General features: G+C 67.2%; 23 protein-coding genes and 2 pseudogenes. 18 read left to right on the forward strand and 7 right to left on the reverse strand.

What is annotated here, in order from left to right; genetic code table 11:
- Positions 1-229: 229 nt before the first annotated feature.
- Positions 230-466 (forward strand): annotated as a pseudogene (locus ABZV44_RS06680) (MerR family transcriptional regulator); the annotation flags it as partial.
- Between the two features lie 270 nt (positions 467-736).
- A complete protein-coding gene (locus ABZV44_RS06685; RefSeq protein WP_354833128.1) occupies positions 737-1,282 on the forward strand; it encodes a peroxiredoxin in 546 nt (181 codons plus the stop codon).
- A 343-nt stretch (positions 1,283-1,625) separates the two neighbouring features.
- On the opposite strand, the gene ABZV44_RS06690 is transcribed toward ABZV44_RS06685, so the two are convergent.
- Complete coding sequence (locus tag ABZV44_RS06690; RefSeq protein ID WP_354832774.1) at positions 1,626-2,270, reverse strand: hypothetical protein; 645 nt, start codon at positions 2,268-2,270, stop codon at positions 1,626-1,628.
- A gap of 187 nt (positions 2,271-2,457) precedes the next feature.
- Positions 2,458-3,141: an MspA family porin gene (locus ABZV44_RS06695; RefSeq protein ID WP_354832776.1), complete on the reverse strand. Its 684-nt coding sequence runs from the start codon at positions 3,139-3,141 to the stop codon at positions 2,458-2,460.
- Between the two features lie 513 nt (positions 3,142-3,654).
- On the opposite strand from ABZV44_RS06695, the gene ABZV44_RS06700 reads away from it, so the two are divergent.
- The gene (locus ABZV44_RS06700; protein WP_354832777.1) at positions 3,655-5,421 is read left to right on the forward strand and encodes an MFS transporter; all 1,767 of its coding nucleotides are present in this window, start codon (positions 3,655-3,657) and stop codon (positions 5,419-5,421) included.
- A 102-nt stretch (positions 5,422-5,523) separates the two neighbouring features.
- Entirely contained in the window at positions 5,524-5,883 is a 360-nt protein-coding gene (locus tag ABZV44_RS06705) for a MarR family transcriptional regulator (RefSeq protein ID WP_354833130.1), read from the forward strand.
- Positions 5,884-5,961: 78 nt separating this feature from the next.
- Here the strand turns inward: ABZV44_RS06705 and ABZV44_RS06710 are convergent, their stop codons facing one another.
- The 3 genes from ABZV44_RS06710 to ABZV44_RS06720 all read right to left on the reverse strand — a co-directional run bounded on the left by ABZV44_RS06710 (position 5,962) and on the right by ABZV44_RS06720 (position 9,772).
- Positions 5,962-7,443, reverse strand: a complete 1,482-nt coding sequence (locus ABZV44_RS06710) for an FAD-binding protein (protein WP_354832779.1) — start codon at positions 7,441-7,443, stop codon at positions 5,962-5,964.
- A 616-nt stretch (positions 7,444-8,059) separates the two neighbouring features.
- A complete protein-coding gene (locus ABZV44_RS06715) occupies positions 8,060-9,340 on the reverse strand; it encodes a GNAT family N-acetyltransferase (RefSeq protein ID WP_354832781.1) in 1,281 nt (426 codons plus the stop codon).
- Positions 9,341-9,349: 9 nt separating this feature from the next.
- Positions 9,350-9,772, reverse strand: coding sequence for a hypothetical protein (locus tag ABZV44_RS06720; protein WP_354832783.1), 423 nt, complete (start codon positions 9,770-9,772; stop codon positions 9,350-9,352).
- Between the two features lie 161 nt (positions 9,773-9,933).
- Here ABZV44_RS06720 and ABZV44_RS06725 point away from each other — a divergent pair, with 161 nt between their 5' ends.
- Both ABZV44_RS06725 and ABZV44_RS06730 read left to right on the forward strand, forming a co-directional pair.
- Positions 9,934-10,449: a hypothetical protein gene (locus tag ABZV44_RS06725; protein ID WP_354832785.1), complete on the forward strand. Its 516-nt coding sequence runs from the start codon at positions 9,934-9,936 to the stop codon at positions 10,447-10,449.
- 212 nt (positions 10,450-10,661) lie between these two features.
- The gene (locus ABZV44_RS06730; protein ID WP_354832787.1) at positions 10,662-10,967 is read left to right on the forward strand and encodes a hypothetical protein; all 306 of its coding nucleotides are present in this window, start codon (positions 10,662-10,664) and stop codon (positions 10,965-10,967) included.
- Between the two features lie 123 nt (positions 10,968-11,090).
- On the opposite strand, the gene ABZV44_RS06735 is transcribed toward ABZV44_RS06730, so the two are convergent.
- Positions 11,091-11,522: a CBS domain-containing protein gene (locus ABZV44_RS06735; protein ID WP_354832789.1), complete on the reverse strand. Its 432-nt coding sequence runs from the start codon at positions 11,520-11,522 to the stop codon at positions 11,091-11,093.
- 226 nt (positions 11,523-11,748) lie between these two features.
- Complete coding sequence (locus ABZV44_RS06740) at positions 11,749-12,927, reverse strand: FHA domain-containing protein (protein ID WP_354832791.1); 1,179 nt, start codon at positions 12,925-12,927, stop codon at positions 11,749-11,751.
- A 208-nt stretch (positions 12,928-13,135) separates the two neighbouring features.
- Between ABZV44_RS06740 and ABZV44_RS06745 the strand changes: the two genes are divergently transcribed.
- From ABZV44_RS06745 to nuoK, 12 genes and pseudogenes are all read left to right on the forward strand, one after another.
- Entirely contained in the window at positions 13,136-13,555 is a 420-nt protein-coding gene (locus ABZV44_RS06745) for a hypothetical protein (RefSeq protein ID WP_354832793.1), read from the forward strand.
- Between the two features lie 328 nt (positions 13,556-13,883).
- Positions 13,884-14,264 (forward strand): NADH-quinone oxidoreductase subunit A, encoded by a 381-nt coding sequence (locus ABZV44_RS06750; protein ID WP_033090134.1) that lies wholly within the window; start codon positions 13,884-13,886, stop codon positions 14,262-14,264.
- Between the two features lie 74 nt (positions 14,265-14,338).
- A complete protein-coding gene (locus tag ABZV44_RS06755) occupies positions 14,339-14,893 on the forward strand; it encodes an NADH-quinone oxidoreductase subunit B family protein (RefSeq protein ID WP_326311010.1) in 555 nt (184 codons plus the stop codon).
- The gene (locus tag ABZV44_RS06760; RefSeq protein ID WP_354832796.1) at positions 14,890-15,639 is read left to right on the forward strand and encodes an NADH-quinone oxidoreductase subunit C; all 750 of its coding nucleotides are present in this window, start codon (positions 14,890-14,892) and stop codon (positions 15,637-15,639) included. Before ABZV44_RS06755 ends, ABZV44_RS06760 begins: the two co-directional genes overlap by 4 nt.
- Positions 15,639-16,970 carry an NADH dehydrogenase (quinone) subunit D gene (gene nuoD, locus ABZV44_RS06765; RefSeq protein WP_354832798.1) on the forward strand — a complete coding sequence of 444 codons (1,332 nt, stop codon included), beginning with the start codon at positions 15,639-15,641 and terminating at the stop codon, positions 16,968-16,970. Before ABZV44_RS06760 ends, nuoD begins: the two co-directional genes overlap by 1 nt.
- Positions 16,967-17,683, forward strand: a complete 717-nt coding sequence (gene nuoE, locus ABZV44_RS06770) for an NADH-quinone oxidoreductase subunit NuoE (protein ID WP_354832800.1) — start codon at positions 16,967-16,969, stop codon at positions 17,681-17,683. Before nuoD ends, nuoE begins: the two co-directional genes overlap by 4 nt.
- Positions 17,680-18,999: an NADH-quinone oxidoreductase subunit NuoF gene (gene nuoF, locus ABZV44_RS06775; RefSeq protein WP_354832801.1), complete on the forward strand. Its 1,320-nt coding sequence runs from the start codon at positions 17,680-17,682 to the stop codon at positions 18,997-18,999. Before nuoE ends, nuoF begins: the two co-directional genes overlap by 4 nt.
- Entirely contained in the window at positions 18,996-21,467 is a 2,472-nt protein-coding gene (locus ABZV44_RS06780; protein WP_354832803.1) for an NADH-quinone oxidoreductase subunit G, read from the forward strand. Before nuoF ends, ABZV44_RS06780 begins: the two co-directional genes overlap by 4 nt.
- Before the next feature lie 7 nt (positions 21,468-21,474).
- Positions 21,475-22,635 (forward strand): annotated as a pseudogene (nuoH, locus tag ABZV44_RS06785) (NADH-quinone oxidoreductase subunit NuoH); the annotation flags it as partial.
- A 24-nt stretch (positions 22,636-22,659) separates the two neighbouring features.
- Positions 22,660-23,235, forward strand: coding sequence for an NADH-quinone oxidoreductase subunit NuoI (nuoI, locus tag ABZV44_RS06790; RefSeq protein ID WP_354833131.1), 576 nt, complete (start codon positions 22,660-22,662; stop codon positions 23,233-23,235).
- Positions 23,232-24,107 (forward strand): NADH-quinone oxidoreductase subunit J, encoded by an 876-nt coding sequence (locus tag ABZV44_RS06795; protein WP_354832805.1) that lies wholly within the window; start codon positions 23,232-23,234, stop codon positions 24,105-24,107. Before nuoI ends, ABZV44_RS06795 begins: the two co-directional genes overlap by 4 nt.
- A complete protein-coding gene (gene nuoK / locus ABZV44_RS06800) occupies positions 24,104-24,403 on the forward strand; it encodes an NADH-quinone oxidoreductase subunit NuoK (protein WP_354832807.1) in 300 nt (99 codons plus the stop codon). The genes ABZV44_RS06795 and nuoK overlap by 4 nt, the downstream gene beginning before the upstream one ends.
- The last annotated feature ends 11 nt before the right edge of the window (positions 24,404-24,414 follow it).

The raw sequence follows: 24,414 nt of genomic DNA on the forward strand, positions 1-24,414 counted from the left end.
TCAACCGGACACAACAACCACCACACGCCACACCATCATCCCCCGAGAGATGTCGGGAACCATCAGTGGTGCACGTCAGTGGGCCAGCGTTGTTGTCGCGGCGGGGGCTGTCGCTGTGAGCCGCCACATCCCATCCCGCTTCCCCGCTGCTCCGCCAGGCATCGCGTGGGCCAGGTGGCGTAGCTGGCGGCGAGAGGCGCCGTATGCGCGGCGGAATCGGCGGGTGACTATGGGTCGAGACGTTTTGCCGCCAGGAGATCCGAGTCGGTCGAGGCGGTGCGTCGGCACGCTTGACCTTGTCCCCGGGGGCAACGTTTACCGTCTGCGGGTGAGAATAGGGCAGGTTGCGCAGCTGGCGAAGGTGAGCCCGAAGGCGATTCGACGCTACGAGGCAATGGGTTTGATCATGCCGGGCCGTTCCGGCAACGGCTACCGCGAGTACTCCGAGCACGACGCGCGGCTCGTGTGTGAGATCAAGGAGCTGAGCCGACTCGGGATTCCGGTCGATGAGACGCGGCCGTTTCTCGAATGCCTCGCCTCGGGCGGTGAGCACGTCGATGATTGCCCGGCATCGCTGGCGGAATACCAGCGTGCCATCGATGAAATCGACTCGCGCATCACCGCTTTGAACGAACGCCGAGGCGCGCTCGCGGCTCGATTGCATGATGCCGCCTATCGCCACAGCCGGGTCGCGCCACCTGTGACCGACCTCTTCACACTGCCGTCGGACTTGCCCGTGCCCGAGGACGACGGCGCGGCAGCGCATCTGCCCGGTACGAGGCTGCCCACGCTCGTGCTCGACTGCACGGACGGTACGAAGGTCGATCTGGCCGCGCTGCCTGCTGGGCGGACGATCATCTACCTCTATCCACTCACCGGCCGGCCCGAAACCGACATACCCCTCGGGTGGAACGAGATCCCCGGCGCACGTGGCTGCACCCCGGAGGCGTGCGGCTTCCGCGACCATCACACTGAATTGCTGGCGGCCGGTGCCGCCCGGGTATACGGACTGTCCAGTCAGGACACCGAATATCAGCGCGAGGTCGTCGGCCGTTTGAACCTTCCGTTCGGATTGCTCTCCGACACCTCCTTCCACCTGGCCGCCGAACTATCGCTTCCCACCTTCGAGTCGGGCGGCCGCGACCTGTACAAGCGCCTGACACTCGTCGTCCGGGACGGGGTCATCGAGCACGTCTTCTACCCCGTCTTCCCGCCCGACCGCCATGCCGAGCAGGTGATCGAGTGGCTCCGATCGAATACCACTCGCTCGCGGGCCGGGTAGGTAGGGCGGCGCCGGTATCGCTGGTGGTAGAGACTCTGCTGAGCCTCCATTCCGTGATTCGGGTGGGGCTCGGGTCGTTGCGCTGGCACCGCGCGCCGGCCGGTTCTGACAGCGGGGTCAGTGGCTGATCAGAGACTGTGTGAGGGTCATATCCCGGCCAGGACCTGATCCAGGTTTCTGGTGGGATGCCGCCACCGAACACCATCGCGGTGTCGAGGGCTCGGCGGGTCCGGCGGGGAAGGGAACGGCAAACGCTCGCCTTGCGTGGTGAAGGCGAGCGTTTGCCGAGCGGGCCCGGTGTCTGTCCAGATGGTTACCGATCCGGCACACCCGGGCGCATGTCCTATAGATCGATGGTCTGTTCGATGATGTTGGTGCCCAGTTCTTCGGTGAACAGCGGGTTCCGGTTGGCTGCCGCGCCGGTGATGAGGTCGTCGAAGGCGCTGTTCTCGTAGTCGAAGCTGTCCGCGGTGATGCCGGGGCCTGCGACCTCGAGTCTGCGGGGTATGACCGGCCAGCAGCCGACCTGGTTGAGCTCGTCGGCCTCTGCGGCGGTCGGGGTAGTGCTGGAGTAGGACACGAACTGCCCGGTCTGGTGGTCGATGCGGTCGCATTCGCACCTGGCCAGGGTGTAGCGCAGTTGCAGGGCTCCACGCCCGATCCCGCACACCGTGAACGGAGTCGAGCCCAGGCGCTCGCCGATCGCGCGGAACAGGACCTCGAGCACACTGCGGTGGGCGCCGCCGTCGAGAGTGTCATTACCGCCCAGCGACACCAGGATCAAATCGGCGCCGGCGGCGCGCAGCGCCTCCCGGAACGAGTACCTCGGGCTGTCGAGTTGCCGAGCGAAGGCACCGGGATCGGCGGCCGTCATGTCCGGGTCGCCCACCAAGATGAACGGTGCGCTCAGACCGCCGTCCAGGGCGGGAAACACCGCTGCACTGCCGAGCATGAGAGGCCAGTTACTGGCTGGTGCCACAGTCGTCATCGTCGAACTCCTCACGTGGTCGGGAAGATCCGGAGAAGAACCGAACTTGCAGCAGACACCCCGCAGCGCGGCATCGTGCGCACATCACACGCGGGGGCGCAGCCCATGCTACCGGCACCGTTGGGACTGCGGTCGAGCCTGGCCCCCAGTACAGGATCTCGCCCGTAGGACCCGATTCGGCCGGGTTTCAGAAGGTGAACTGGTCGCCGTAGGCGGTGGTCTGCGCGAGTCCCTCGGCGGTGCTCACCGTGGTGGTGACGAAAGGGACGGCCGACACCGGCGAGGCGCATTGGGCGATATTCAGCGCGGCATTGTTGAACGCGATGCGATACGGGAACGTCGTGCTGGCATCCAGGCGGGCCGTCTCCGTCGTCACAACGGTGACCTGGCCGGGTCCCAGGTTCCCGAACACGCCTTCGCCCACGCCCAGAGTCCCGCCGATACTGGGCCGGCTCGTACCGGGCAGGATGGTCGAGGCGCTGGGCAGGCCGACCAAGGGGAGAATCCTGACTCCCAGCCCTTGACCGGTGCCGATCTCGACACCGAAGCCGCCGTCCACACTGATCCCGCAGCCGAGGATGAATCCCGCGACCGCCTGTCCGGACGTGATCTGGCCGCCGTCGACGGTGACCGAGTAATCGCCGGACATCTGCGCGGCATGCGAGAACGTCATGAGGAAGTTCGGTGTCCGGTCACCGGGCGGGTTCGCCTCGATGCTGTCGACCGACGCCGTCAGATGGACTCCCCCACCGGAGACGTCTGCGCCGGGCGGCTGGGCGCGGCCGAGTCCGGCGCCACCGGTACACAGGCCTACCGCGGCCAGATTCGCGGCGGCCGTGGCAACCAGGGCGCCGGTGAACGAACGTCGCATGCCTGGAGCCTTCCGGTTCGCGACGATAGGAAACTCGACAGCACAGGAACAAACCCGCACAGGGGATACCGCTTGGCAAGCCTAAACGGTGCCACCGGCCAGGCGGTGTCACAGCAAAAGCGTGTCGACCAGGCCACCCCGTCGACCCGACGAACATCGACACCGAAGCCGCCTCCCTTGTTGATTCACGCTCGCGTTCGGAAAGCGGTTCTCGTACAGTTCGGGTGCCGCGCGGAATCCGCAGCACCGCAACAACTCCGGGGCGTCCGGAAAACGTGTTGAGCAGTCGGGTTGTCCAGCAATCCTTGTCGGACCTTTCTCACACACTCGGCCGCACGCCCGCGCCGTCTTGCGACCTCGACCCGCCCCGGTCCTCTCACCTACCGGCGGGTGGTCGGGGTGGGCCGGATGCGGCAGGCGATTCCGGTGAGTGAGCCATCACACGATTTCATTAGTTAGCGGCATGCAACTATATTGAGGCGCTGTTCGTTCGTTGACTTGCGGGAGGCTCTGATGGCTGCGGCCCCAACCACCGGTTTGGATACCGGTGATGTCCAGACCATTCGGAGGCGACTCCGAATCGAGCATGACCACCCGCACTACAAGTGGGTAGCCCTGTCGAATACGACCCTGGGCATGCTCATGGTCACGATCAACTCCTCGATCGTGATCATCTCGCTTCCCGACATCTTCCGGGGCATCGATCTCAACCCGCTTGCGGCGGGCAATGTCAGCTACCTGCTGTGGATGATGATGGGCTTCCTGCTCGCGTCCGCGGTGCTGGTGGTCATGTTCGGCCGCCTCGGCGACATGGTCGGCCGCGTCAAGATCTACAACTACGGCTTCGTGATCTTCACGATCGCGGCGGTCGCGCTCTCGTTCGATCCGTTCACGCACGGTGGCGGCGCGGTGTGGCTCATCGGCTGGCGTGTGTTCCAGGGAATCGGCGGCGCCATGCTCATGGCCAACGCGGCCGCCATCCTCACCGACGCGTTCCCCGCCGAACAGCGCGGCTTCGCGCTCGGCATCAATCAGGTTGCGGCCGTGGCCGGTTCGTTCCTGGGCCTGCTGCTGGGCGGCCTGCTCGCGCAGTGGGACTGGAAGGCCGTGTTCTGGGTGAGCGTGCCGTTCGGCATTCTCGGGACCGTGTGGTCGTACCGGTCGCTGCACGACAATGGTCAGCGCAACGCGGGCTCGCTCGACATTCCGGGCACCGTCACCTTCGCGGTCGGACTGACCGCCCTGCTCACTGGCATCACCTATGGCATTCAGCCGTACGGGGATTCGAATACCGGCTGGTCCAACCCGTGGGTGCTGGCCGCGGTGTTCGGCGGCATCGCGGTGCTCGCGCTGTTCTGCTGGATCGAGACCAAGGTGGAGCAGCCGATGTTCCACCTGTCGCTGCTCAAGGTCCGAGCGTTCGGGCTCGGTAACCTGGCCGGCCTGATGTCGTCGCTGGGCCGTGGCGGTCTGCAGTTCATGCTGATCATCTGGCTGCAGGGCATCTGGCTGCCGCTGCACGGCTTCGACTACGAGTCCACGCCGCTGTGGGCGGGCATCTACCTGCTGCCGCTGACGGTGGGATTCCTTGTGGCCGGGCCGGTTTCGGGCAAGCTGTCCGACCTCTACGGCCCGCGGCTGTTCGCGACCCTCGGCATGGCGATCACCGCGGTGACGTTCGTGCTGCTGGTGGTGTTGCCGGTGGACTTCCCCTACTGGGCGTTCGCGGTGGTCATCGCGCTCAACGGCCTGGGCTCGGGCATGTTCGCCTCGCCCAACACCGCCGAGGTCATGTCCGCGGTGCCGGCGTCGCAGCGCGGTGTCGCGTCCGGCATGCGCGGCACGCTGCTCAATGGCGGTATGGCGCTGTCGATCGGTGTGTTCTTCTCGCTCATGATCATCGGCCTGTCCAATACGCTGCCGGGCGCGATGAATTCGGGTCTGCAGGCGCAGGGTGTGCCCGCCGATGTCGCGGAGAACATCTCCGGTCTGCCGCCGGTCGGCAGCCTGTTCGCGGCCTTCCTCGGTGTGAACCCGATCGAGGCGCTGCTGGGCCCGACCGGCATCCTGGACCATCCGGGCGTGCACAAGGACGTCCTCACCGGCCAGGAGTTCTTCCCGCACTTGATCTCTGGCCCGTTCCACTCGGGTCTGGTCGTGGTCTTCCTGGGAGCCGCGATTATGATGCTGATCGGCGCGGTGGCCTCGTGGTTCGCCGGTAGCCCCACCGTCCCGGACGAGGCTGCCGAACTGCGGGAAGCCGTCCGCGAGGGAATCTGACCGGAGGAGATCACGCTGCCCGAGCCCACGAGCGTCGCCGACCCCGACCAGCTCACCGAAGCTGCCGACCTGTACCACTCGATCGGCCGCCTCCTACGCTTGTTGCGCCACTCCGGCGACCTCGGGGCCCTCAGCCCCGGGGCGGCTTCGGCCCTGGCGACCGTCGCCCGCTCCGGACCCCTCCGTCTGGGCGACCTCGCCAATATCGAACGGGTCAGCGCCCCAACCATGTCCCGCATAGTGACAGGCCTGGAAAAGGGTGGCTACCTGACCCGGGACGCCGACCCGGAGGACGGCCGGGCCCAACTCCTCACCGCCACGGCCGCCGCCCACAACCTGGTCACCGGCCTCACCTCGGCCCGTATCCAGCGCTTCGCCGGCGCCCTCGAATCCCTCACCCCGGCTCAGCGCGAGTCCGTCAAATCCGGCCTCCACACCCTCATCGAGGCCCTCGACCAGTAGCGTCGTCCGGCTCAGCGAGGCGACGTCTGGCAGCACTCCTCTGCTCGCGTCGGTGCCCGGTCATCGCCGGGCGCGTGCTCAGGAGGTCAGGACGGAACGGATCCGATTGTGCGGGTCCACACGAGTGCGGAGCTCGGACAGGCGGGTGTGGTTGTCGCCGTAGTAGCGGGACAGCGGATCGCCGGGCTCCAGGTAGTTGACGTACGCGCCGACCGAATCGGGGGCGAGGGTAGCGTGGGCGTCGGAGAGCCAGGCCAGTGCGGCGTCGTGCGGAATCGGTTCGTAGGCACCCCATTCCACCATGGCGGCGTGGTCGCGCCAGGGGAAGGCGGTGGCGGTGGGCGACAGGTCGCCGATCGCGCCGTCGAGGGTGTTGATCTGCACCCAGCCGGTGCCGCCGACGCTGGAGAACCGGGTGATGGCCTCGAGCACCCGGCCGATGGTGTCGGGGGTGAGGTCCGAGACGATGTCGGAGCCGTTGGTGAAGGCGACGCGCGGCTGATCCGGCGTGCCGCCTGCCAGATACAGAACGGTGTCCATATGGGTGAGGGTGCGGGTATCGATGTTGGCGGGCGCGACGCCGATCGTATCGGTGAGCGCGGCCGTCACCGTATCGGCCGAACCCGCCGGGCAGACCAGCTGCATCCAGCAGCGGAGGCCGCCCTCGCCGTCGGCGTCCAGGCTGACATCGGCCCACTGCTCGCGGTCGGCGCCGCGCAGCCACTCCTGCCAGCCGCCGATGACGCGATCCGCGTTCTCGCCCGAGAAGGTCAGGCGCACCACGTCTTTCGCGGTCGCCGGGATGGTGTCGAAGGTCAGCGAGGTGACGATGCCGAACAGCGAGCCGCCGCCACGCAGCGCCCAGAACAGGTCGGGGCTGGCGGTGGCGGACACCTCGGTGATGGTGCCGTCGGGCAAGACGAGGGTGGCGGCGGTCAGCCGATCACAGGTGAGGCCGTAGGTACGGGATTCGAAGCCGAACCCGCCGCCCATGGTGAGACCCGCGACGCCGACGCTGGGACACATGCCCGTCGGCAGACTCTGCCCGGACCGGTCGAGTTCCCCGTAGACCTCGTACAGGGTGTGGCCCGGTGATATGACGGCCTGCCCGGCCTCGACTCGGACGCCGCGCAGCCGCCGGACGTCGACTATCAATGTGCCGGTCGCCGTGGAGACCCCGGCATAGGAATGCCCGCCCGCCCGCGCGGCGACCTGGAGATCGTTCTCGGCCGCGAAGCCGAAGGCCGTGGCCACATCGGCGGCATCCGCGACCTGCACGATGGCCGTGGGCATCTCGTCGTCGAAGCGAGTGTTGAAGACCTCTTTGGCCATCGGGTATCCGAGATCGCCGGGCAGTATCACCCGGCCACGCAGCTTGTCCTGCAACGCACGCCATTTCGGGTCGGCACTACCGGTGCTGGAGCCGGAGACGCTGTCCGAGGAGCCGGCAGCGCCGTCGGAGGAGCCCGCGGCGGGCGCCGCGTCGGAGGCGGGCAGTCGGGTAGTTCCGGCGAAACCGACACCGGCGACCGCGATTCCGAGCGCACCCCGGAGAAACACGCTGCGTGCGAAGCGAGGTCTCACAACGGTCCCCCGAATCCGATCGAGATGCGGTGCGCCGCCCGGTTATTCGCTTCAGATATCAAAGTTCGCGACCCGCCTGTACCCATCGGACAACACAACACCACTCGATCATGGTTCACCCACTGTTCATTCGCTCAATCGAGCCCGGATGTGTCGACCGCACCGGATCGATCCGGGATAACCGCGAGCCGCGTCCGCCCGGCTGCGGCTGGCGCGCGCGATCGCCGATGAGGCACGGCATCAGGAGATCGCGGCCTGGTGCCTCGAGACGTCGGCTTGAAGCCGACTCATCGCAGCGGACTTCCCAGCGGCAGTGGGGCTTTCACGAGCCGCGCAAGCGATCGCGCCGGCCGCCTCCTCGGCGTTCATCCAAGCGATTGCGCAGCAAGGCCGAGCCCTGGTCCGCCTCTGCGATACCGCTGGCACTGACAACGTCTTGCGCCGGATAGCCCGTCTCGTCTCTTGCTACGCGTACCCGATCGCCCCGAGCACCACTTCTGTTATGACCTTGCGAAATCCGATGCCAACATCGTCCCGACACTGTCGTGGCTCGATGATCCGGCCCCGTTGAGTTGAACCGGTCTCTCCCCGGTCAGAGGCGGCTGTAGGTCTCGATGTCCTCGGTGAACTCCTCGATGGCCTTCGTGGTGAGCGTCGGTCGTGTGTTGGCGATGGCGTCAAGATAGTCGTCGGTGCTGGCCGGTTTGCCCAGTCGCCGGCTGACCTCGCGCTCGAAGGCCGCTTGCGAGCCCTTGCGTGCAGCGAACTCGATGTCGGCAGGGGTGAAGAGCTCACTCGCCGCGACCAGCGCGGCCACATCCACCGATTCGGCGGCGGAGCCGAGATAGCGGGACCAGATTGCCGCGCGCGCGCCCGAGTTCGGCGGGCCGATCGGGATGATGTAGTCGAAGCGGCCAGGTCGCATGAAAGCCGGGTCGAGGGAGCGGACCGAGTTGGTGGCGCAGGCCAACAGCCTGTCATCGTGCTCACGGAATCCGGGGATCAGCTTGAGCAGCTCATTGGTGACCCCGTGCCCGGGGTCGACTGCTTGCCCGGAACGTACACCAGCGATCTCCTCAACCTCGTCGATGAAGAGCAGCACCGCCTCCAGTTCGGCGAGGTCTGCGAACGCCTCCCGCAGGGCCGCGGCTAGCCCCTCGCTGGTGGCTGCGGCGAGCCGGGAGGGAAACAACTCCACGAAAGGCCATTTCAGTCGGGAAGCCACCGCCTTGGCGAAGCTCGTTTTGCCGGTCCCGGGGGGACCGAACAGAATGAACGCCTTCGGCGGGGCGACGTTGTACCGCTCGGACAAGGCAGGTTCCGCCAGCGGCAGCACGATCCGCTGTTCGACGATCCGCTTCTCCGCCTCCATGCCGGCCATTTGGTTCCACAGTCCCACCGGCAGCATCCGCCCCCCGAGCAGCGCGAGCAGGTCCGCGTCGGCCACTCCGGACGGCTCGGGCCGTTCGTAGTAGGTGAGGTCGCCACGAGCGAGGTAACCGGAATTCTCCAGGGCCTTGGTTCCGGTGCTGTGCGAGGGCAGCAGCGCGCTGATGCGGCGCACCCCTTGCGCACGCAGTCGTCGCTCGAGCTCGGCGAGCAACGCGCTGCCGATCCCGCGCTCGCGCCATTGTCCTGCCAGGGCCACCAGGAGCACCCAGGCGCGCTCCCCATGGACCTGCGCTACCGCGATGCCGACGAGTTCCTCGCCGACCACGGCCACGACGCCGCCTTGGCCGCCCCGGGCCGCCGCCATCGCCTCGGAGATGGAAAACACCGGCGTCGCATCGTCGATCTGCCGGTTCTGATCCCATATCCGAAGCGCTTGGTCAAGATCGCCTTCTCGGAAGTCGCGCAATCGCCACAGAGCCATGACACCACCTCACCCGACCGCGGACCACCATTCTCCCCGCTGCGGCGACAACACCGCCACGCGCGAACAACGTGCCCAGCTCCTGCGGCTTCTGGCCCTGCTGGTCACCATGGCGAGCTTGCAGGACTCTCGGCACACTTGCACACCCAGCCATCGCGGGCTTGATGCAGAAGCTCCAGGAACAGGCTGATCTCCACGCAGCGCGCAGTGGACACCGATCTTCAACGCCCGACTGCGCAAAGAGTTGATGAACGCCTCCCCATCCTCCGCAGTCCACTGCCGCGCCGACATCGCGCCCCTGCGGAACGGGCCGCTCGTCGGGATCGCGGGGCTCAGATCGACGAGTACCAGCACCCGCGGGTCGTGCTCGCCGCCGGCGATGCCGTCGAGGATCTTCACCGCGATGCCCTGCTGGAGCGGATCGGTCAGCATTGGGTGGGGTGCCCGGGGACGTGGCGGATTTAGTGAGGTTCGGCCTCGGTCTGGCCAGCGTGATGGCATGCTGAGCAGCGGATACGTCCCCTGCTCAACTGGGTTCAGCACAGCTGCGGGCACGCCGTTACCCGCAGACGATTCGCGGGAAGGTGAGGGCAATGAGTAAAAGCGGGAAGGTGAGGGCAATGAGTAAAAGCAGCCAGAGGCTTCGCGGTGAAGATGAAATTGGCGTCAAGCTCGCAGTATCTGATCACACGTACCGTTCGGGCGCGCTCGGGTACGCGGCGACACGACGGAAGAAATGGCCGGACAGGACGTTTGTGGTGACCGAGGTCGGTCCTACCCGGGAACCCGCGTCCAACGACCGCCCGAACAAGTCGCCGTTGCCTCGGGTAGTTTCCCTCACGCCCTACGACAGACCTGGCGCTGCCCCGATGCAGGTCCTGGCCTATGTCCCGACGAACTTCAACAAACCCCTGCGCGTCGGGGACGCGGTGGTGACCCGCATGTCCAAGCACGGCGCACACAAAGGGCTACCGGGAGTACACCTCCGCATCGTCGGCGCAGAACCAGTGGACGTTGCGCTGCGGAGGCACCACCGCGAATCGGAGGGCCGACGTGCGCGGAATGTCGAACAGACACCGAAGACGCCAAGGCTCAAGAAACGCCGGTGAGGGTCGAGCCGCCGCCACCCATTGTTGTGACACGAAAGCGGCTGGGACCCCGGCGAATCAGTCACTGAAGGTGTCCGAAACCTGATAGGCGATGGTGCTGTCCGGGGCGCAGCATCGCGCAAGTGGCTGGTCCATCGTCGCCAGTCCGGAACCCCTCGTCGGCGTAGAGCGGCGAGGGTCGGATACTTCGGCAGCCGAGCGAGGCTACGCGGGTGGTTCGGGAGGAGGCGGGTGCGGAGGTAGGCGAGGATTTCGTCTCGGGCCTGGAGGGTGTGGTGGCCTTGTTCGTCGACGAGGTGGGCGGTGACGACGCTGTGGGGGGTTTGGACGATGTGCTGGAAGAAGGGTGCGGGGTTGGGGTTGGCGTGGGCGCCGGAGAGAACTCGGCCGTCGAAGCGGTCGCCGAGGAGTTGGGTGTAGGCGGCGAAACGCTGGCCGGTGCGCCATTTGTCGTTGTCGAAGCGGTAGGCGAGGGCGCGGAGGTCGTCACGTTCGAAGTGCAATGGTGCGCTTGGTGAAATCGCCCAGAGTGTCGTCAGGCGTTGGGCTTTCACTGCACGAGCGCAGAGCCTTTTCTCGATACGACGAATCGATTCGATCGTATCGGGCAGGCAGTCGGGTGAAACGAGTGTGTTTATCCGTCAGCCGTGCTGCAGGTACTTGACCAGGGCTTCGCGCTCGGTTTCGAGTTCGGAGATCTGGCTCTTGACGACGTCTCCGATGCTGACGATGCCGATCATCCGGCCGTCGCGGAGGACCGGGAGGTGGCGGATCCGGTGCTCGGTCATGGTGGCGTTGAGGGTTTCCACGCGGTCGTCGGGCGAGCAGGTGTGCACGGCGGCGGTCATGATCGAGGAGACGGAGGCGTCGAGGAGTGCGGCGCCTTGGTCGTGGAGTCGGCGCACGATGTCTCGTTCGGAGACGATGCCCGACATGGCGGCACCGTCTCGCGAGACGATCACCGCGCCCACATTGTGGGTCGCCAGGACCCTGAGCAGTTCACGCACTGATGCATCCGGTGCAATCGTGACCACGCCGCTGCCCTTCCGGCGCAGTATTTCGGAGATTCGCATGTGTCCACCGCCCAACGCTCGGGACTATCCGTGGTTACTAGGATGCCGCTGATAACCGGGCGTGACCAGCAAAGATTGCGATTCGATGCCTAACCGGATGCGTGGGCATCGAGGCTCGCGTGCCATCTTCCGGCAACAGGGTTATCTACATATTTGCTGACTGACATCGTCTGCTGTGGTCGCGGCGCCGAAAGTCCGCCGGACCTGACTAAATTCTCATGTGATCCTAGGGTGGAGAGCCCGGACTGATCGAAGAATCGAAGGTGAATACCCGGCCGCCAAGAAGTAGCTGACTGCCCGGTTTCAGCACTGTCAGCTGTCCGGGTGCCGCGGGTACCCAATCCGGACGGCCCGGCGGTCGAATGTGGGTGCCGTTGGCCGAGCCGCGGTCCATCACCAGCACGTCCCACCCCACGAGCCGGATCTCGGCGTGCACCCGCGACATGCCGCCGGAGGTGTCGGGGATCCGAATCGCCTGCGCACCGCGCCGCACCTGGTCGGATCGTTCCGGCTCCCGCCCGATCACCAGATCGCTGTCGAGCGCGTACGAGGTCCCGTCATCGAGCTGCAGCACACCCAGCGGCGGCCGGCTGCCCTCGGTGAGCACACCGGTCACCGGTTCCATCCGAATGCCGCACACCGCACAGAGGGACACCCGCGGATCGTTGAGATGCCCACGCGCGCAATCGTATCCGTGCACGACGGCCCCGAGCCGAGTGGCACGCGGTGCATTCCTGCCTGCGCTGCCGGACCCGGCGTCCTCCGACCTTGCGGGCTCGTTCGCCGGCTGCCCATTGCGTCTCGATTGCCGCACGCGGCGATCAGGATTCGTGCGCGCCCCGGAATTGCGTGCTCCCGCCGGCACACCACCGACCGGTGTATCGGGTGCGTCCTCCCGCCACATCACCGCCCCGGACCCGGGTACCCGCCCATCGCGCAGTGCGAAGATACCCGGCGGCGGCAACGTCGCCCGCGGCTCGCCGTCGTCCACGAACACCGCCGCAGCCCGCGCGGGCGCGGGGCTGACCACCCGGTCGACACTGAATCCCGCGTCGCGCCCGTGCAGCACCTCGCGGCGCTGCTCATCCTCCAGGATCGCGGTGACCTGCCCGTGCAGGAATACGGCCAGCCCACGGCTGCCCGGCGTGAGCACCCCGAATTCGACGTTCTCCTCGTCGTCGCGAGCCATCAGCCAGGTGCTGACCAGCCGGGCGAAGGTCCGCCCGGTCCGCCGGGTCTCCCGCGACGACGCCTCCGCGACCAGATCCAGCAGCTTGTCCAGCACCGCCACGGCGTCGGATCCGGCGGTCAGCGGACGCGAATCCCGGTGTGCGACAACCGCGACCACGCCGTCCACACTGGCCACCAGGTGGCCGCCCGGCACCACCTCGACCCGCGTGCTCATCTCACCCGGCCCCCGCCTGCCCCACCAACCCGTCGGTCCACACGTCGGTTTCGATGAGGCGCTGCGTGATGTATCCCCTCATTCGCTGGATGGTACCGGTCGCGAATTACGAACAATCGGCCATCGGCGTAGTGCGCGACAGGCGATTCCGCGACGCGCGCGCGACTTCGGGCGAAGCTGCCCCGCACTCCCCCACCACCGACGTAGCATGCGGAACGTGGCCGATGCGAAACGTCCCGCCGCGGTGCGGGTCCTCGTCTACAGCAATGACGCCGATACCCGGAGCCAGGTGATGCTGGCGCTGGGCAGACGGCCGCACCCGGATCTGCCGCCCATCGAATATCTCGAGGTGGCGACCGGGCCGGTCGCCCTCGAGCGCGTGGACGCCGGCAATCTGGATCTGCTGATCCTCGACGGCGAGTCGGCCCCGGAGGGCGGTCTCGGCCTGGCCAAGCAGCTCAAGGACGAGATCGCGGACTGCCCGCCGATCGTCGTGCTGACCGGCCGCCCGGACGATGCCTGGCTGGCCAATTGGTCGCGCGCCGAGGCCGCGGTGCCCCACCCGATCGACCCCATCCGGCTCACCGACGCTGTCCTGGGTGTGCTCGGTAATAGCTTCGCGGCCTGATCTTCGTTCGCCCTCGTGATCAGGGCAAACCCATGTCACGTGACATTCGTGATTGCGTCCGATCGGTCATAAAAGGCCGTTCCGAATTCGATCAAACGCGTTTGCGAATCGTGATGTATCTTCTCATCCGAGTTGTAGGCTGTGCCGTAGCTCACACGAGCGCGGGCATCGGTATCAATGAAGCCACCGCCTCACTCCCCGAAGGTCCGTGCCGTCGCTGAGCGGTGCCCGGGGAACGAGACTGGCCGGCGGACGACGATGTCAGCCCGCGCCTCGGCAGCTGCCGTCCGTATTGCGTCGTCCAGCTCGCAGGAGGGGTAGTGCTGTTGTGAATATCGAGGTTCCGACCCTGGTTCTCGGCGCGGTGGCCGCCGCGTTCGGGGTGTTCTCCATTTTCCTGGCGGCCCTGATCGGCCCCAAACGCTACAACCGGGCAAAGCTCGAAGCCTATGAGTGCGGTATCGAACCCACCCCCCACGCTGTCGCGGGCGGGCCGGGAAATGCTGCGGGCCAGCGCTTTCCGGTGAAGTACTACCTCACCGCCATGCTGTTCATCATCTTCGACATCGAGATCGTGTTCCTCTACCCGTGGGCTGTGCACTTCGACGCGCTCGGAGTGTTCGGGCTGGCCGCCATGGCGTTGTTCATCTTCAACGTCTCGGTCGCCTACGCCTACGAGTGGCGGCGCGGCGGTCTCAGCTGGGATTGATTGGCGCACAGGGGATTTCCAATGAGACACCCCGTGCGAGACGGGGTGTCCCGATCCGGGAGATGTAGTCCGACATGGGTCTCGAGGAGAAGCTGCCCAGCGGGTTCCTGCTGAGCACGGTGGAAGATTTGGCCGGCTATCTGCGCAAGAGTTCGCTCTGGCCGGCGACGTTCGGCCTGGCGTGCTGCGCGATCGAGATGATGGCCACCGGCGGCGGGCGATTCGATATCGCCCGCTTCGGCATGGAGGCGTTCCGCGCCTCGCCGCGCCAGGCCGATCTGATGATCGTCGCGGGCCGGGTGAGCCAGAAGATGGCCCCGGTGCTGCGCCAGGTCTACGACCAGATGACCGAACCGAAATGGGTGCTGGCCATGGGTGTCTGCGCATCCTCGGGCGGCATGTTCAACAACTACGCCATCGTGCAGGGCGTCGACCACATCGTGCCGGTCGACATCTACCTGCCCGGCTGCCCGCCGCGGCCGGAGATGCTGTTGAACGCGATCCTGAAGCTGCACGAGAAGATTCAGGAGATGCCGCTCGGCGTCAATCGCGAGGAAGCCGTGCGCGAGGCCGAGCGCGCCGCGCTCGCCAGCACCCCGACCATTCAGTTGAAGGGGCTGCTGCGATGACCTTTGATGCACCTACCGGCACGGAGAGCCCCCCGGAGGCGGCGGTGGAACCGACTGAGAACACCCCGGAGACAACCGAAGCCGCCGAGCCGGCCGACGAGGTGATCGGCGTCCGCAAGGGCATGTTCGGCGTCTCCGGCACCGGCGACACCTCCGGCTACGGCCGGCTGGTCCGCACGGTCTCCATGCCCGGCGGCACGCCCGCGCCCTACGGTCCCGTCTTCGACGAGATCATCGCGAATCTGCGCTCGGCGCTGGCGAAGACCTTCGACGAGGCCGTGGAGAAGATCGTCGTCTTCCGCGGCGAGCTGACCCTGCACATCCGCCGCGAGCACCTGGTGCTGGTGGCGAAGACGCTGCGCGACACCGAAGCCCTGCGCTTCGAGTTGTGCCTGGGTGTCAGCGGCGCGCACTACCCCGAGGACACCGGGCGCGAGTTGCACGCGCTGTATCACCTCAACTCCATCACCCACAACCGCCGGGTGCGGCTGGAAGTCTCGGTGCCGGACGACGATCCGCACCTGCCCTCGCTGTACGCGGTCTATCCGACCGTGGACTGGCACGAACGGGAGACCTACGACTTCTTCGGCATCCTGTTCGACGGTCATCCCTCGCTGACCCGCATCGCCATGCCCGACGACTGGCGTGGCCACCCGCAGCGCAAGGACTATCCGCTCGGCGGGATCCCGGTCGAATACAAGGGCGCGCGCATCCCGCCGCCCGACGAGCGGAGGACGTACAGCTGATGAACGACATCGACACCAAGTCCCGTCGCAACACCGAGGAACGACCCGAACACACGGTCACCGTGGTGGGAAACGACTGGGACGAGATCTCCGCTGGCCTGAACGGGGTCGCCGAGGAACGCATCGTCGTGAACATGGGCCCGCAGCACCCCTCCACGCACGGGGTGCTGCGGCTCATTCTCGAAATCGAGGGCGAGACCGTCACCGAGGCCCGCTGCGGCATCGGCTACCTGCACACCGGCATCGAGAAGAACCTCGAGTACCGCAGCTGGGTGCAGGGCACCACCTTCGTGACCCGCATGGACTACCTGTCGCCGTTCTTCAACGAGACGGCGTACTGCCTGGCGGTCGAGAAACTGCTGGACATCACCGACGACATCCCCGAGCGCGCCAATGTCATCCGGGTGATGCTCATGGAGCTCAACCGCATCTCCTCGCATCTGGTCGCGCTGGCGACCGGCGGCATGGAACTGGGTGCGCTCACCCCCATGCTGTTCGGCTTCCGGGAACGCGAGCTGATCCTGGACGTGTTCGAGACCATCACCGGTCTGCGCATGAACCACGCCTTCATCCGGCCCGGCGGCATTGCCCAGGATCTGCCGGATGATGGCGTGCAGAAGGTGCGCGAGCTGCTGGACCTGCTGCCGAAGCGCCTGCGGGACATGGAACTTCTGCTCAACCAGAACCCCATCTGGAAGGCCCGTACCCGCAATGTCGGTTACCTGGACCTCACCGGATGCATGGCGCTGGGCATCACGGGTCCGGTACTACGCGCCACCGGTTTGCCGCACGATCTGCGCAAGTCCCAGCCCTACTGCGGGTACGAGAACTACGAGTTCGACGTCCAGGTCGACACCGGCTGCGACTGTTACGGCCGCTACCTGATCCGCGTCAACGAGATGAAGGAGTCGGTCAAGATCGTCGAGCAGTGCCTCGACAGGCTGCGGCCGGGCCCGGTCATGGTGGAGGACAAGAAGATTGCATGGCCTGCCGATCTGCAGCTCGGGCCGGACGGACTCGGCAACTCGCCGCAGTACATCGGCAAGATCATGGGCACCTCCATGGAGTCGCTCATCCACCACTTCAAGCTGGTGACCGAGGGCCTGCGCGTCCCGCCGGGCCAGGTGTATGTAGCGGTCGAATCACCGCGCGGCGAGCTGGGCGTGCACATGGTCAGCGACGGCGGAACCCGGCCCTACCGGGTCCACTATCGCGACCCGTCCTTCACGAATCTGCAAGCGGTGGCGGCGATGTGCGAGGGTGGCCTGGTGGCCGACGTGATCGCGTCCGTCGCCTCCATCGACCCCGTGATGGGTGGTGTGGACCGATGACCGAGATCCTGCTCAACCTGACCACGCGGCCGATTCCCTACCCGGAGAAGGTGCGCGAGGGTCTGCAGCTCGAGGCCCGCGAGATCATCGAGCGGTACCCCCATCCGCGTTCTGCACTGCTTCCCCTTTTGCATCTGGTGCAATCGGTGGAGGGGTACGTCTCCGGGACCGGCATCGAATTCTGCGCCGAGCAGCTGGGATTGACCGATGCCGAGGTCACGGCGGTGGCCACGTTCTACTCGATGTACCGGCGCACGCCGACCGGCGACTATCACGTCGGTGTCTGCACCAACACGCTGTGTGCGGTCATGGGCGGCGATCAGATCCTCGCGGAGCTGAAGCAGCACCTGGGAATCACGCACGGAGAGACCACCGCCGACGGCGCGGTCACCCTCGAGCACATCGAGTGCAATGCGGCCTGCGATTACGCACCGGTCGTCATGGTCAACTGGGAGTTCTTCGACAACCAGACCCCGGAATCGGCCAAGGGACTGGTGGATTCGCTGCGGCGCGGGGAACCCGTGACCGGATCGCGCAGCGGCATCCCGCTGTGCACCTTCCGCGAGACCGCCCGCATTCTCGCCGGATACGAGGACCAGCGGCCCGGCGCCACCGACGGCGGCGCCGGATCCGCCACTCTCGCCGGCCTGCACGTCGCCGAACGGGATCTGCATGTCGCGGAACAGAAGCCGATCGACGGAGGCGCGCAGTGACGACCGCTCTGACTCCCGTCCTCTCCAAGCACTGGGCGGACCCGGAGGGCTGGACCCTGGCGGCCTACCGCGACCAGGGCGGGTACCGCGCACTGCCGAAGGCCCTGCGCATGAACCCGGACGAGGTCATCGCCACGGTGAAGGACTCCGGCCTGCGCGGCCGCGGCGGCGCCGGCTTCCCCACCGGCATGAAGTGGGGTTTCATCCCGCAGGGCCCCGGTCCCGACGGCACCACCAAGCCGCACTACCTGGTGGTCAACGCCGATGAGTCGGAACCCGGTACCTGCAAGGACATTCCGCTCATGCTGGCGAGCCCGCACACCCTCGTCGAGGGCGTCATCATCGCCGCCTACGCCATTCGCGCCTCGCACGCCTTCATCTATGTGCGCGGGGAGGTGGTGACGGTGCTGCGCCGTCTGCAGGCGGCGGTCCAGCAGGCCTATGCCGCAGGCTATCTCGGCCGCGATATCCAGGGCTCCGGCTTCGACCTCGAGATCGTGGTGCACGCCGGTGCGGGCGCCTACATCTGCGGTGAGGAGACCGCCCTGCTGGATTCGCTCGAGGGCCGCCGCGGCCAGCCGCGCCTGCGTCCCCCGTTCCCGGCGGTGGCGGGTCTCTACGCCTGCCCGACCGTGGTCAACAATGTGGAATCCATTGCGTCCGTGCCATCCATCATCGCCCATGGCGTGGACTGGTTCCGGTCGTTCGGCACCGAGAAGTCGCCGGGCTTCACGATCTACTCACTCTCCGGTCACGTGACGCGACCGGGGCAGTACGAAGCGCCGCTCGGAATCACGTTGCGGGAGTTGCTGACCTACGCGGGTGGCATCCGCGCCGGCCACACCCTCAAGTTCTGGACGCCGGGCGGCTCGTCCACCCCGATCTTCACCGACGAGCACCTCGATGTCGCTCTCGACTACGAGGGCGTCTCGGCGGCGGGCTCCATGCTCGGCACCAAGGCCCTCCAGATCTTCGACGACACCACCTGCGTCGTGCGGGCGGTGTTGCGCTGGACCGAGTTCTACGCCCACGAATCCTGCGGTAAGTGCACCCCCTGCCGCGAGGGCACCTACTGGCTGGTCCAGCTGCTGCAGCGGCTGGAGAACGGCCGGGGCCACGAGACCGATCTGGACAAGCTCGCCGACATCGCCGACAACATCAACGGCAAGTCCTTCTGCGCTCTCGGCGACGGCGCGGCCAGCCCGATCTTCTCCTCCCTGAAGTACTTCCGCGACGAGTACGCCGAGCACATCCGCCTCGGCGCCTGCCCGTTCGACCCGGCCCGGTCCACCGTCTGGGCTGAAGGAGCGCGATGACCTCGACAGTGAGCTCCACGACCGGCGGCGGGGTGACCCCCACCGACATGGTGACCGTAACCATCGATGGCACAACGGTTTCCGTGCCCGCCGGCACCCTGGTGATCCGGGCCGCCGAACTCATCGGCACCCAGATCCCGCGGTTCTGTGACCATCCACTTCTCGATCCCGTCGGCGCCTGCCGGCAGTGCCTGGTCGAGATCGAGGGACAGCGCAAGCCCGTCGCCTCCTGCACCCAGACGGTGGCCGAGGGCATGGTGATCCACACCCAACTGACCTCCCCCGCCGCCGCCAAGGCCCAAGAGGGAGTGATGGAGCTGCTGCTCATCAACCACCCCCTCGACTGCCCGGTCTGCGACAAGGGCGGCGAATGCCCGCTGCAGAACCAAGCCATGTCCACCGGCCGTGCCGAATCCCGCTTCGACGGCGAGAAGCGCACCTATCCCAAGCCGATTCCGCTGTCGGCGGCCATTCTGCTGGACCGGGAACGTTGTGTGCTGTGTGCGCGCTGCACCCGGTTCTCCCAGCAGGTGGCCGGTGACCCGTTCATCGAACTGATGGATCGCGGTGCGCTGCAACAGGTCGGCATCGCCACCGGGGAGCCGTTGGATTCCTATTTCTCCGGCAACACCGTGCAGATCTGCCCGGTCGGCGCGCTCACCGGCTCGACCTACCGCTTCCGCGCCCGGCCCTTCGACCTGGTGTCCAGCCCGGCGGTGTGCGAGCACTGCGCCTCGGGCTGCGCCCAGCGCACCGACCACCGCCGCGGCAAGGTCATGCGCCGCCTCGCCGGTGACGACCCGCAGGTCAACGAGGAATGGAACTGCGACAAGGGCCGTTTCGCGTTCGCGTACGCCACCGAACCGGACCGGCTCACCACGCCCATGGTGCGCAGCTGGAAGGATGGGACGCTGCAGCCCGCCTCCTGGTCCGAGGCGATCAGGACCGCGGCGCGCGGACTGGCGTCGGCACGCGGCAATGCCGGTGTGCTGATCGGCGGCCGCGTCACGCTCGAGGATGCCTACGCGTATTCCAAGTTCGCGCGAATCGCGTTGAACACCAACGACATCGACTTCCGCGCCCGCGAACACTCCGGCGAGGAGGCCGACTTCCTGGCGGCTCGCATTGCGGGACAGGGCATCACGGTCGACTACGCGGCGCTCGAACGCGCCCCGTTCGTGCTGCTCGCCGGCTTCGAGGCCGAAGAGGAATCGCCGATGGTGTACCTGCGGCTGCGCAAGGCGGCCCGCAAGAACGGCACCCCGATCTGCTCGCTGGCCCCCTATATGACCCGCGGCCTGCAGCGCATGTCCGGCACCCTGCTGCTCACCGCGCCCGGCTCGGAACCGCATGTGCTGGAGGCGGTCCGCACCGGTGAGACCGATGCCGCCACCGCCGGATACACCCGCCTGCGCGAGATCGCGGACCTGCTGCGCGGGCCTGGCGCCCTCATCCTGGTCGGCGAACGTCTCGGCGGCATTCCGGGTGGTCTGTCCGCGGCCGCCCGCCTGGCCGACGAGACCGGCGCCACCCTGGCGTGGATCCCGCGCCGTGCCGGTGAGCGCGGCGCGCTGGAGGCCGGTGCGCTTCCGGTGCTCCTGCCGGGCGGGCGCCCCGTCGCGGACTCCGCGGCGCGCCAGCAGGTTCGGGACGCGTGGAATGTCAACGATCTCCCCGCGGCGCCGGGCCGCGACACCAGCGCCATCCTGGCCGCCGCCCCGACACTGGGCGCGCTGCTCATCGCGGGGGTGGAGGTCGGCGACCTGCCCGACCCGCACGCGGCCTTGTCGGCCATCGATGCCGCGAGCTTCGTGGTGTCGATCGAACTGCGCCGCAGCGATATCAGCGACCGCGCCGACGTCGTCTTCCCCGTCGCCTCGGCCATGGAGAAGAACGGCACCTTCCTCACCTGGGAGGGCCGCCACCGCCAGTTCGACGCGGCCCTGCGCGACGCCACCGTGCGTCGCGAGTCCGCGCCGATGCCCGAATACCGGGTGCTCGACGCCATCGCCACGGACATGGGGATCCGGCTCGGCCTGCCCGACGCGGCCAGTGCCCGAGCCGAATTGGCGGATCTGGGCGCGTGGGAAGGGCCGCCCGCCGCGACCCCGGTGCACCGCCCGCACCCCATCGCCCAGCCGCATGCGGGCACCGCGGTGCTCGCATCCTGGCGCATGCTCGTCGACCGCGGCCGGCTCCAGGACGGCGAACCCAACCTGGCCGGCACCGCCCGCACCCCGGTGGTGCGGCTCTCGGCGCACACGGCCGCCGAGATCGGCGCCACCACCGGCGATCCGGTGACGGTCGGCAACGATCACGGCCACATCACCCTGCCCCTGGTCATCACCGAGATGCCCGACCGCGTGGTGTGGCTGCCCATGAATTCCCCCGGCTCCGACGTGCTGGTGCAGCTCGGCACCACACCCGGACACCTCGTGCGCATCCGACGGGAGGACCACCGTGAGTGACCTGTCCATGTTCGGCCACGACCCCTGGTGGCTGGTGCTGGTCAAATCGATCGGCATCTTCATCTTCCTGCTGCTGATACCGATGCTCGCGGTGTACGCCGAACGCAAGATCGTGGCCTTCATGCAGATGCGCGTCGGCCCCAACCGGGTCGGCCCGCGCGGCAGCCTGCAGTCCATCGCCGACGGCGTCAAGATGCTCCTCAAGGAGGACATCGTCCCGGTCATCGTCGACAAGCCCATTTTCATTCTCGCGCCGGTGATCTCGCTCATCCCGGCCGTGATGGCGTTCGCGGTGATCCCGTTCGGGCCGCAGGTCAGCATGTTCGGGCACCGCACGGCGCTGCAGCTGACCGATATGCCGGTGGGCGTGCTCTACATCCTGGCCATGGCCTCGGTCGGCGTGTACGGCATCGTGCTGGCCGGCTGGGCGTCGGGCTCCACCTATCCGCTGCTGGGCGGTCTGCGCTCCACCGCGCAGGTCATCTCCTACGAGATCGCCATGGCCCTGTGCTTCGCGGCGGTGTTCCTGCTCTCGGGCACCATGGCCACCTCGGGAATCGTCAAGGCGCAGAACGGAACCTGGTACGTTTTCCTGCTGCTGCCGTCGTTCCTGATCTACGCGGTATCGATGGTCGGCGAGACCAACCGGGCGCCCTTCGACCTCCCCGAGGCCGAAGGTGAGCTGGTAGGCGGCTTCCACACCGAGTATTCCTCGCTGAAGTTCGCCATGTTCATGATGGCCGAGTACATCAACATGGCAACGGTTTCCGCGCTGGCCACCACGCTGTTCTTCGGCGGCTGGCACGCGCCGTTCCCGATCAGCCTGTGGGCGGGCGCGAACTCGGGCTGGTGGCCCGTGCTGTGGTTCACCGCCAAGGTGTGGACGTTCCTGTTCGTGTTCATCTGGCTGCGCGGCACCCTGCCGCGACTGCGCTACGACCAGTTCATGAACCTGGGCTGGAAGCTGCTCATCCCGGTGTCGCTGGCCTGGGTCATGTACGTCGCCACCCTGAAGGTGTTGCAGGACAACGGGACCCACATCCAGACGCCGGGCATGGTGATCGGCGGGATCGTGGTCGCGGTCGTGCTGCTCGCGCTGGTCATCCGGGCCGGGCACGCGGGCGGCGACCGCACCAAGGCTTCGCCGGATCCGGACTCCACCCGGGCATACTCGGACTTCCCGGTGCCGCCGATGCCCGCTGCGCCCCCGGCGGCCACCGAGAAGGCCGGTCTGCTGGAACCGCTCGGCGGCTTCCTGGTCACGGCCTCGACCATGTTCAAGAAGCCGAACACCGAGCTGTATCCCGAGGTCAAAACCCCGACCGCGCCGCGCTATCACGGCCGGCACCAGCTCAACCGGCACCCGGACGGTCTCGAGAAGTGCATCGGCTGCGAGCTCTGCGCGTGGGCCTGCCCCGCCGACGCCATCTACGTCGAGGGCGCGGACAACACCGACGAGGCACGCTTCTCCCCCGGTGAGCGTTACGGCCGCGTCTACCAGATCAACTATCTGCGCTGCATCGGCTGCGGCCTGTGCATCGAGGCCTGCCCGACCCGGGCACTGACCATGACCAACGAATACGAGCTCGCCGACGACAATCGGGCCGACCTCATCTACGAGAAGCAGGACCTCCTCGCGCCGATGCAGCCGGGCATGATCGCCCCGCCGCACGCCATGTATCCCGGCGCGGACGAGGGCTCCTACTACCGCGGTGAAGTCCCCGGCGCCACCGGCGAACTCGCCGGAGCGGAAGGGGCGCAGCAATGATCGACCACCTGTCCCAGCCGGCCCAGCAGATCGTCACCCACACCTCCACCGGTGAGGCGGTGCAGTTCTGGATCCTGGCCGTGGTCGCGGTACTGGGCGCGCTCGGCATGGTGTGCGCGCGCAAGGCCGTGCATTCGGCACTGTGCCTGGCCGCCACCATGATCACGCTGTCCGCGTTCTACATCGCCCAGAGCGCGCTGTTCCTGGGCATCGTGCAGATCGTCGTCTACACCGGCGCGGTCATGATGCTGTTCCTGTTCGTGCTGATGCTGGTCGGCGTGGATTCCGCCGAGTCACTGCGGGAGACGCTGCGCGGGCAGCGGCTCGCGGTCATCGTGGTGGGCATCGGCTTCGGCATGCTGCTCATCGGCGGCATCGCGCACGGGATGTCCGGTAAGAGCGTCGCCGAGACCGGACCCGGCCTGGGCGGCAACTACAGCATCGGGGCGCTGGCCGAACTCATCTTCGTGCGCTACGTGTGGGCGTTCGAGCTGACCGGCTCGCTGCTCATCACCGCCACCATCGGCGCCATGGTGCTCGCGCACCGCGAGAAGTTCGGGCCGCCCACCGATCAGCGCACGCTGTCGAAGGAACGTTTCCGCCGGGGCACCCGGGTCACGCCGCTGCCGACGCCCGGCGTGTACGCCCGCCACAATGCGGTCGACGCCCCCGCGCGACTGCCGGACGGCTCCTTCGAGGAGCTGTCGGTCAGCACCATCCTGCGGCACCGGCGCAATCGGGCCCACACCGAAGCCGTGGTGCTCACCGTCGGCAATGACAGTGACAGTCACCGGAACGGCAACGGCCACAACGGCACCGACGCGAACGGCGGCAAGAACGGCAACGACTCCCACGAGGAAGGCTTGCGGTGAATCCGGACAACTATCTGTATCTCTCGGCCCTGCTCTTCACCATCGGCGCGGCCGGAGTCATGGTGCGGCGCAACGCCATCGTGGTGTTCATGTGCATCGAGCTGATGCTCAACGCGGTGAACCTGGCCTTCGTCACCTTCGCCCGCACCCACGGCAACCTCGACGGCCAGGTGTTCGCCTTCTTCACCATGGTGGTCGCCGCCGCCGAGGTCGTGGTCGGCCTGGCCATCATCATGAGCATCTTCCGTGCCCGCCGCTCGACCTCGGTCGACGACGCGAACCTGCTGCGGTACTGACATGGATACCG

The sequence above is a fragment of the Nocardia sp. NPDC004860 genome, assembly GCF_040609015.1.
GTDB lineage: Bacteria > Actinomycetota > Actinomycetes > Mycobacteriales > Mycobacteriaceae > Nocardia.

Coding starts and splice junctions, on each gene's coding strand:
- ABZV44_RS06690 (WP_354832774.1), bottom strand. CDS start 2,270: ATGACGACTGTGGCACCAGCCAGTAACTGGCCTCTCATGCTCGGCAGT.
- ABZV44_RS06695 (WP_354832776.1), bottom strand. CDS start 3,141: ATGCGACGTTCGTTCACCGGCGCCCTGGTTGCCACGGCCGCCGCGAAT.
- ABZV44_RS06700 (WP_354832777.1), top strand. CDS start 3,655: ATGGCTGCGGCCCCAACCACCGGTTTGGATACCGGTGATGTCCAGACC.
- ABZV44_RS06715 (WP_354832781.1), bottom strand. CDS start 9,340: ATGGCTCTGTGGCGATTGCGCGACTTCCGAGAAGGCGATCTTGACCAA.
- ABZV44_RS06720 (WP_354832783.1), bottom strand. CDS start 9,772: ATGCTGACCGATCCGCTCCAGCAGGGCATCGCGGTGAAGATCCTCGAC.
- ABZV44_RS06725 (WP_354832785.1), top strand. CDS start 9,934: ATGAGTAAAAGCGGGAAGGTGAGGGCAATGAGTAAAAGCAGCCAGAGG.
- ABZV44_RS06735 (WP_354832789.1), bottom strand. CDS start 11,522: ATGCGAATCTCCGAAATACTGCGCCGGAAGGGCAGCGGCGTGGTCACG.
- ABZV44_RS06740 (WP_354832791.1), bottom strand. CDS start 12,927: ATGAGCACGCGGGTCGAGGTGGTGCCGGGCGGCCACCTGGTGGCCAGT.
- ABZV44_RS06745 (WP_354832793.1), top strand. CDS start 13,136: ATGCGGAACGTGGCCGATGCGAAACGTCCCGCCGCGGTGCGGGTCCTC.
- ABZV44_RS06755 (WP_326311010.1), top strand. CDS start 14,339: ATGGGTCTCGAGGAGAAGCTGCCCAGCGGGTTCCTGCTGAGCACGGTG.
- ABZV44_RS06760 (WP_354832796.1), top strand. CDS start 14,890: ATGACCTTTGATGCACCTACCGGCACGGAGAGCCCCCCGGAGGCGGCG.
- nuoD (WP_354832798.1), top strand. CDS start 15,639: ATGAACGACATCGACACCAAGTCCCGTCGCAACACCGAGGAACGACCC.
- nuoE (WP_354832800.1), top strand. CDS start 16,967: ATGACCGAGATCCTGCTCAACCTGACCACGCGGCCGATTCCCTACCCG.
- ABZV44_RS06780 (WP_354832803.1), top strand. CDS start 18,996: ATGACCTCGACAGTGAGCTCCACGACCGGCGGCGGGGTGACCCCCACC.
- nuoI (WP_354833131.1), top strand. CDS start 22,660: ATGCCCGCTGCGCCCCCGGCGGCCACCGAGAAGGCCGGTCTGCTGGAA.
- ABZV44_RS06795 (WP_354832805.1), top strand. CDS start 23,232: ATGATCGACCACCTGTCCCAGCCGGCCCAGCAGATCGTCACCCACACC.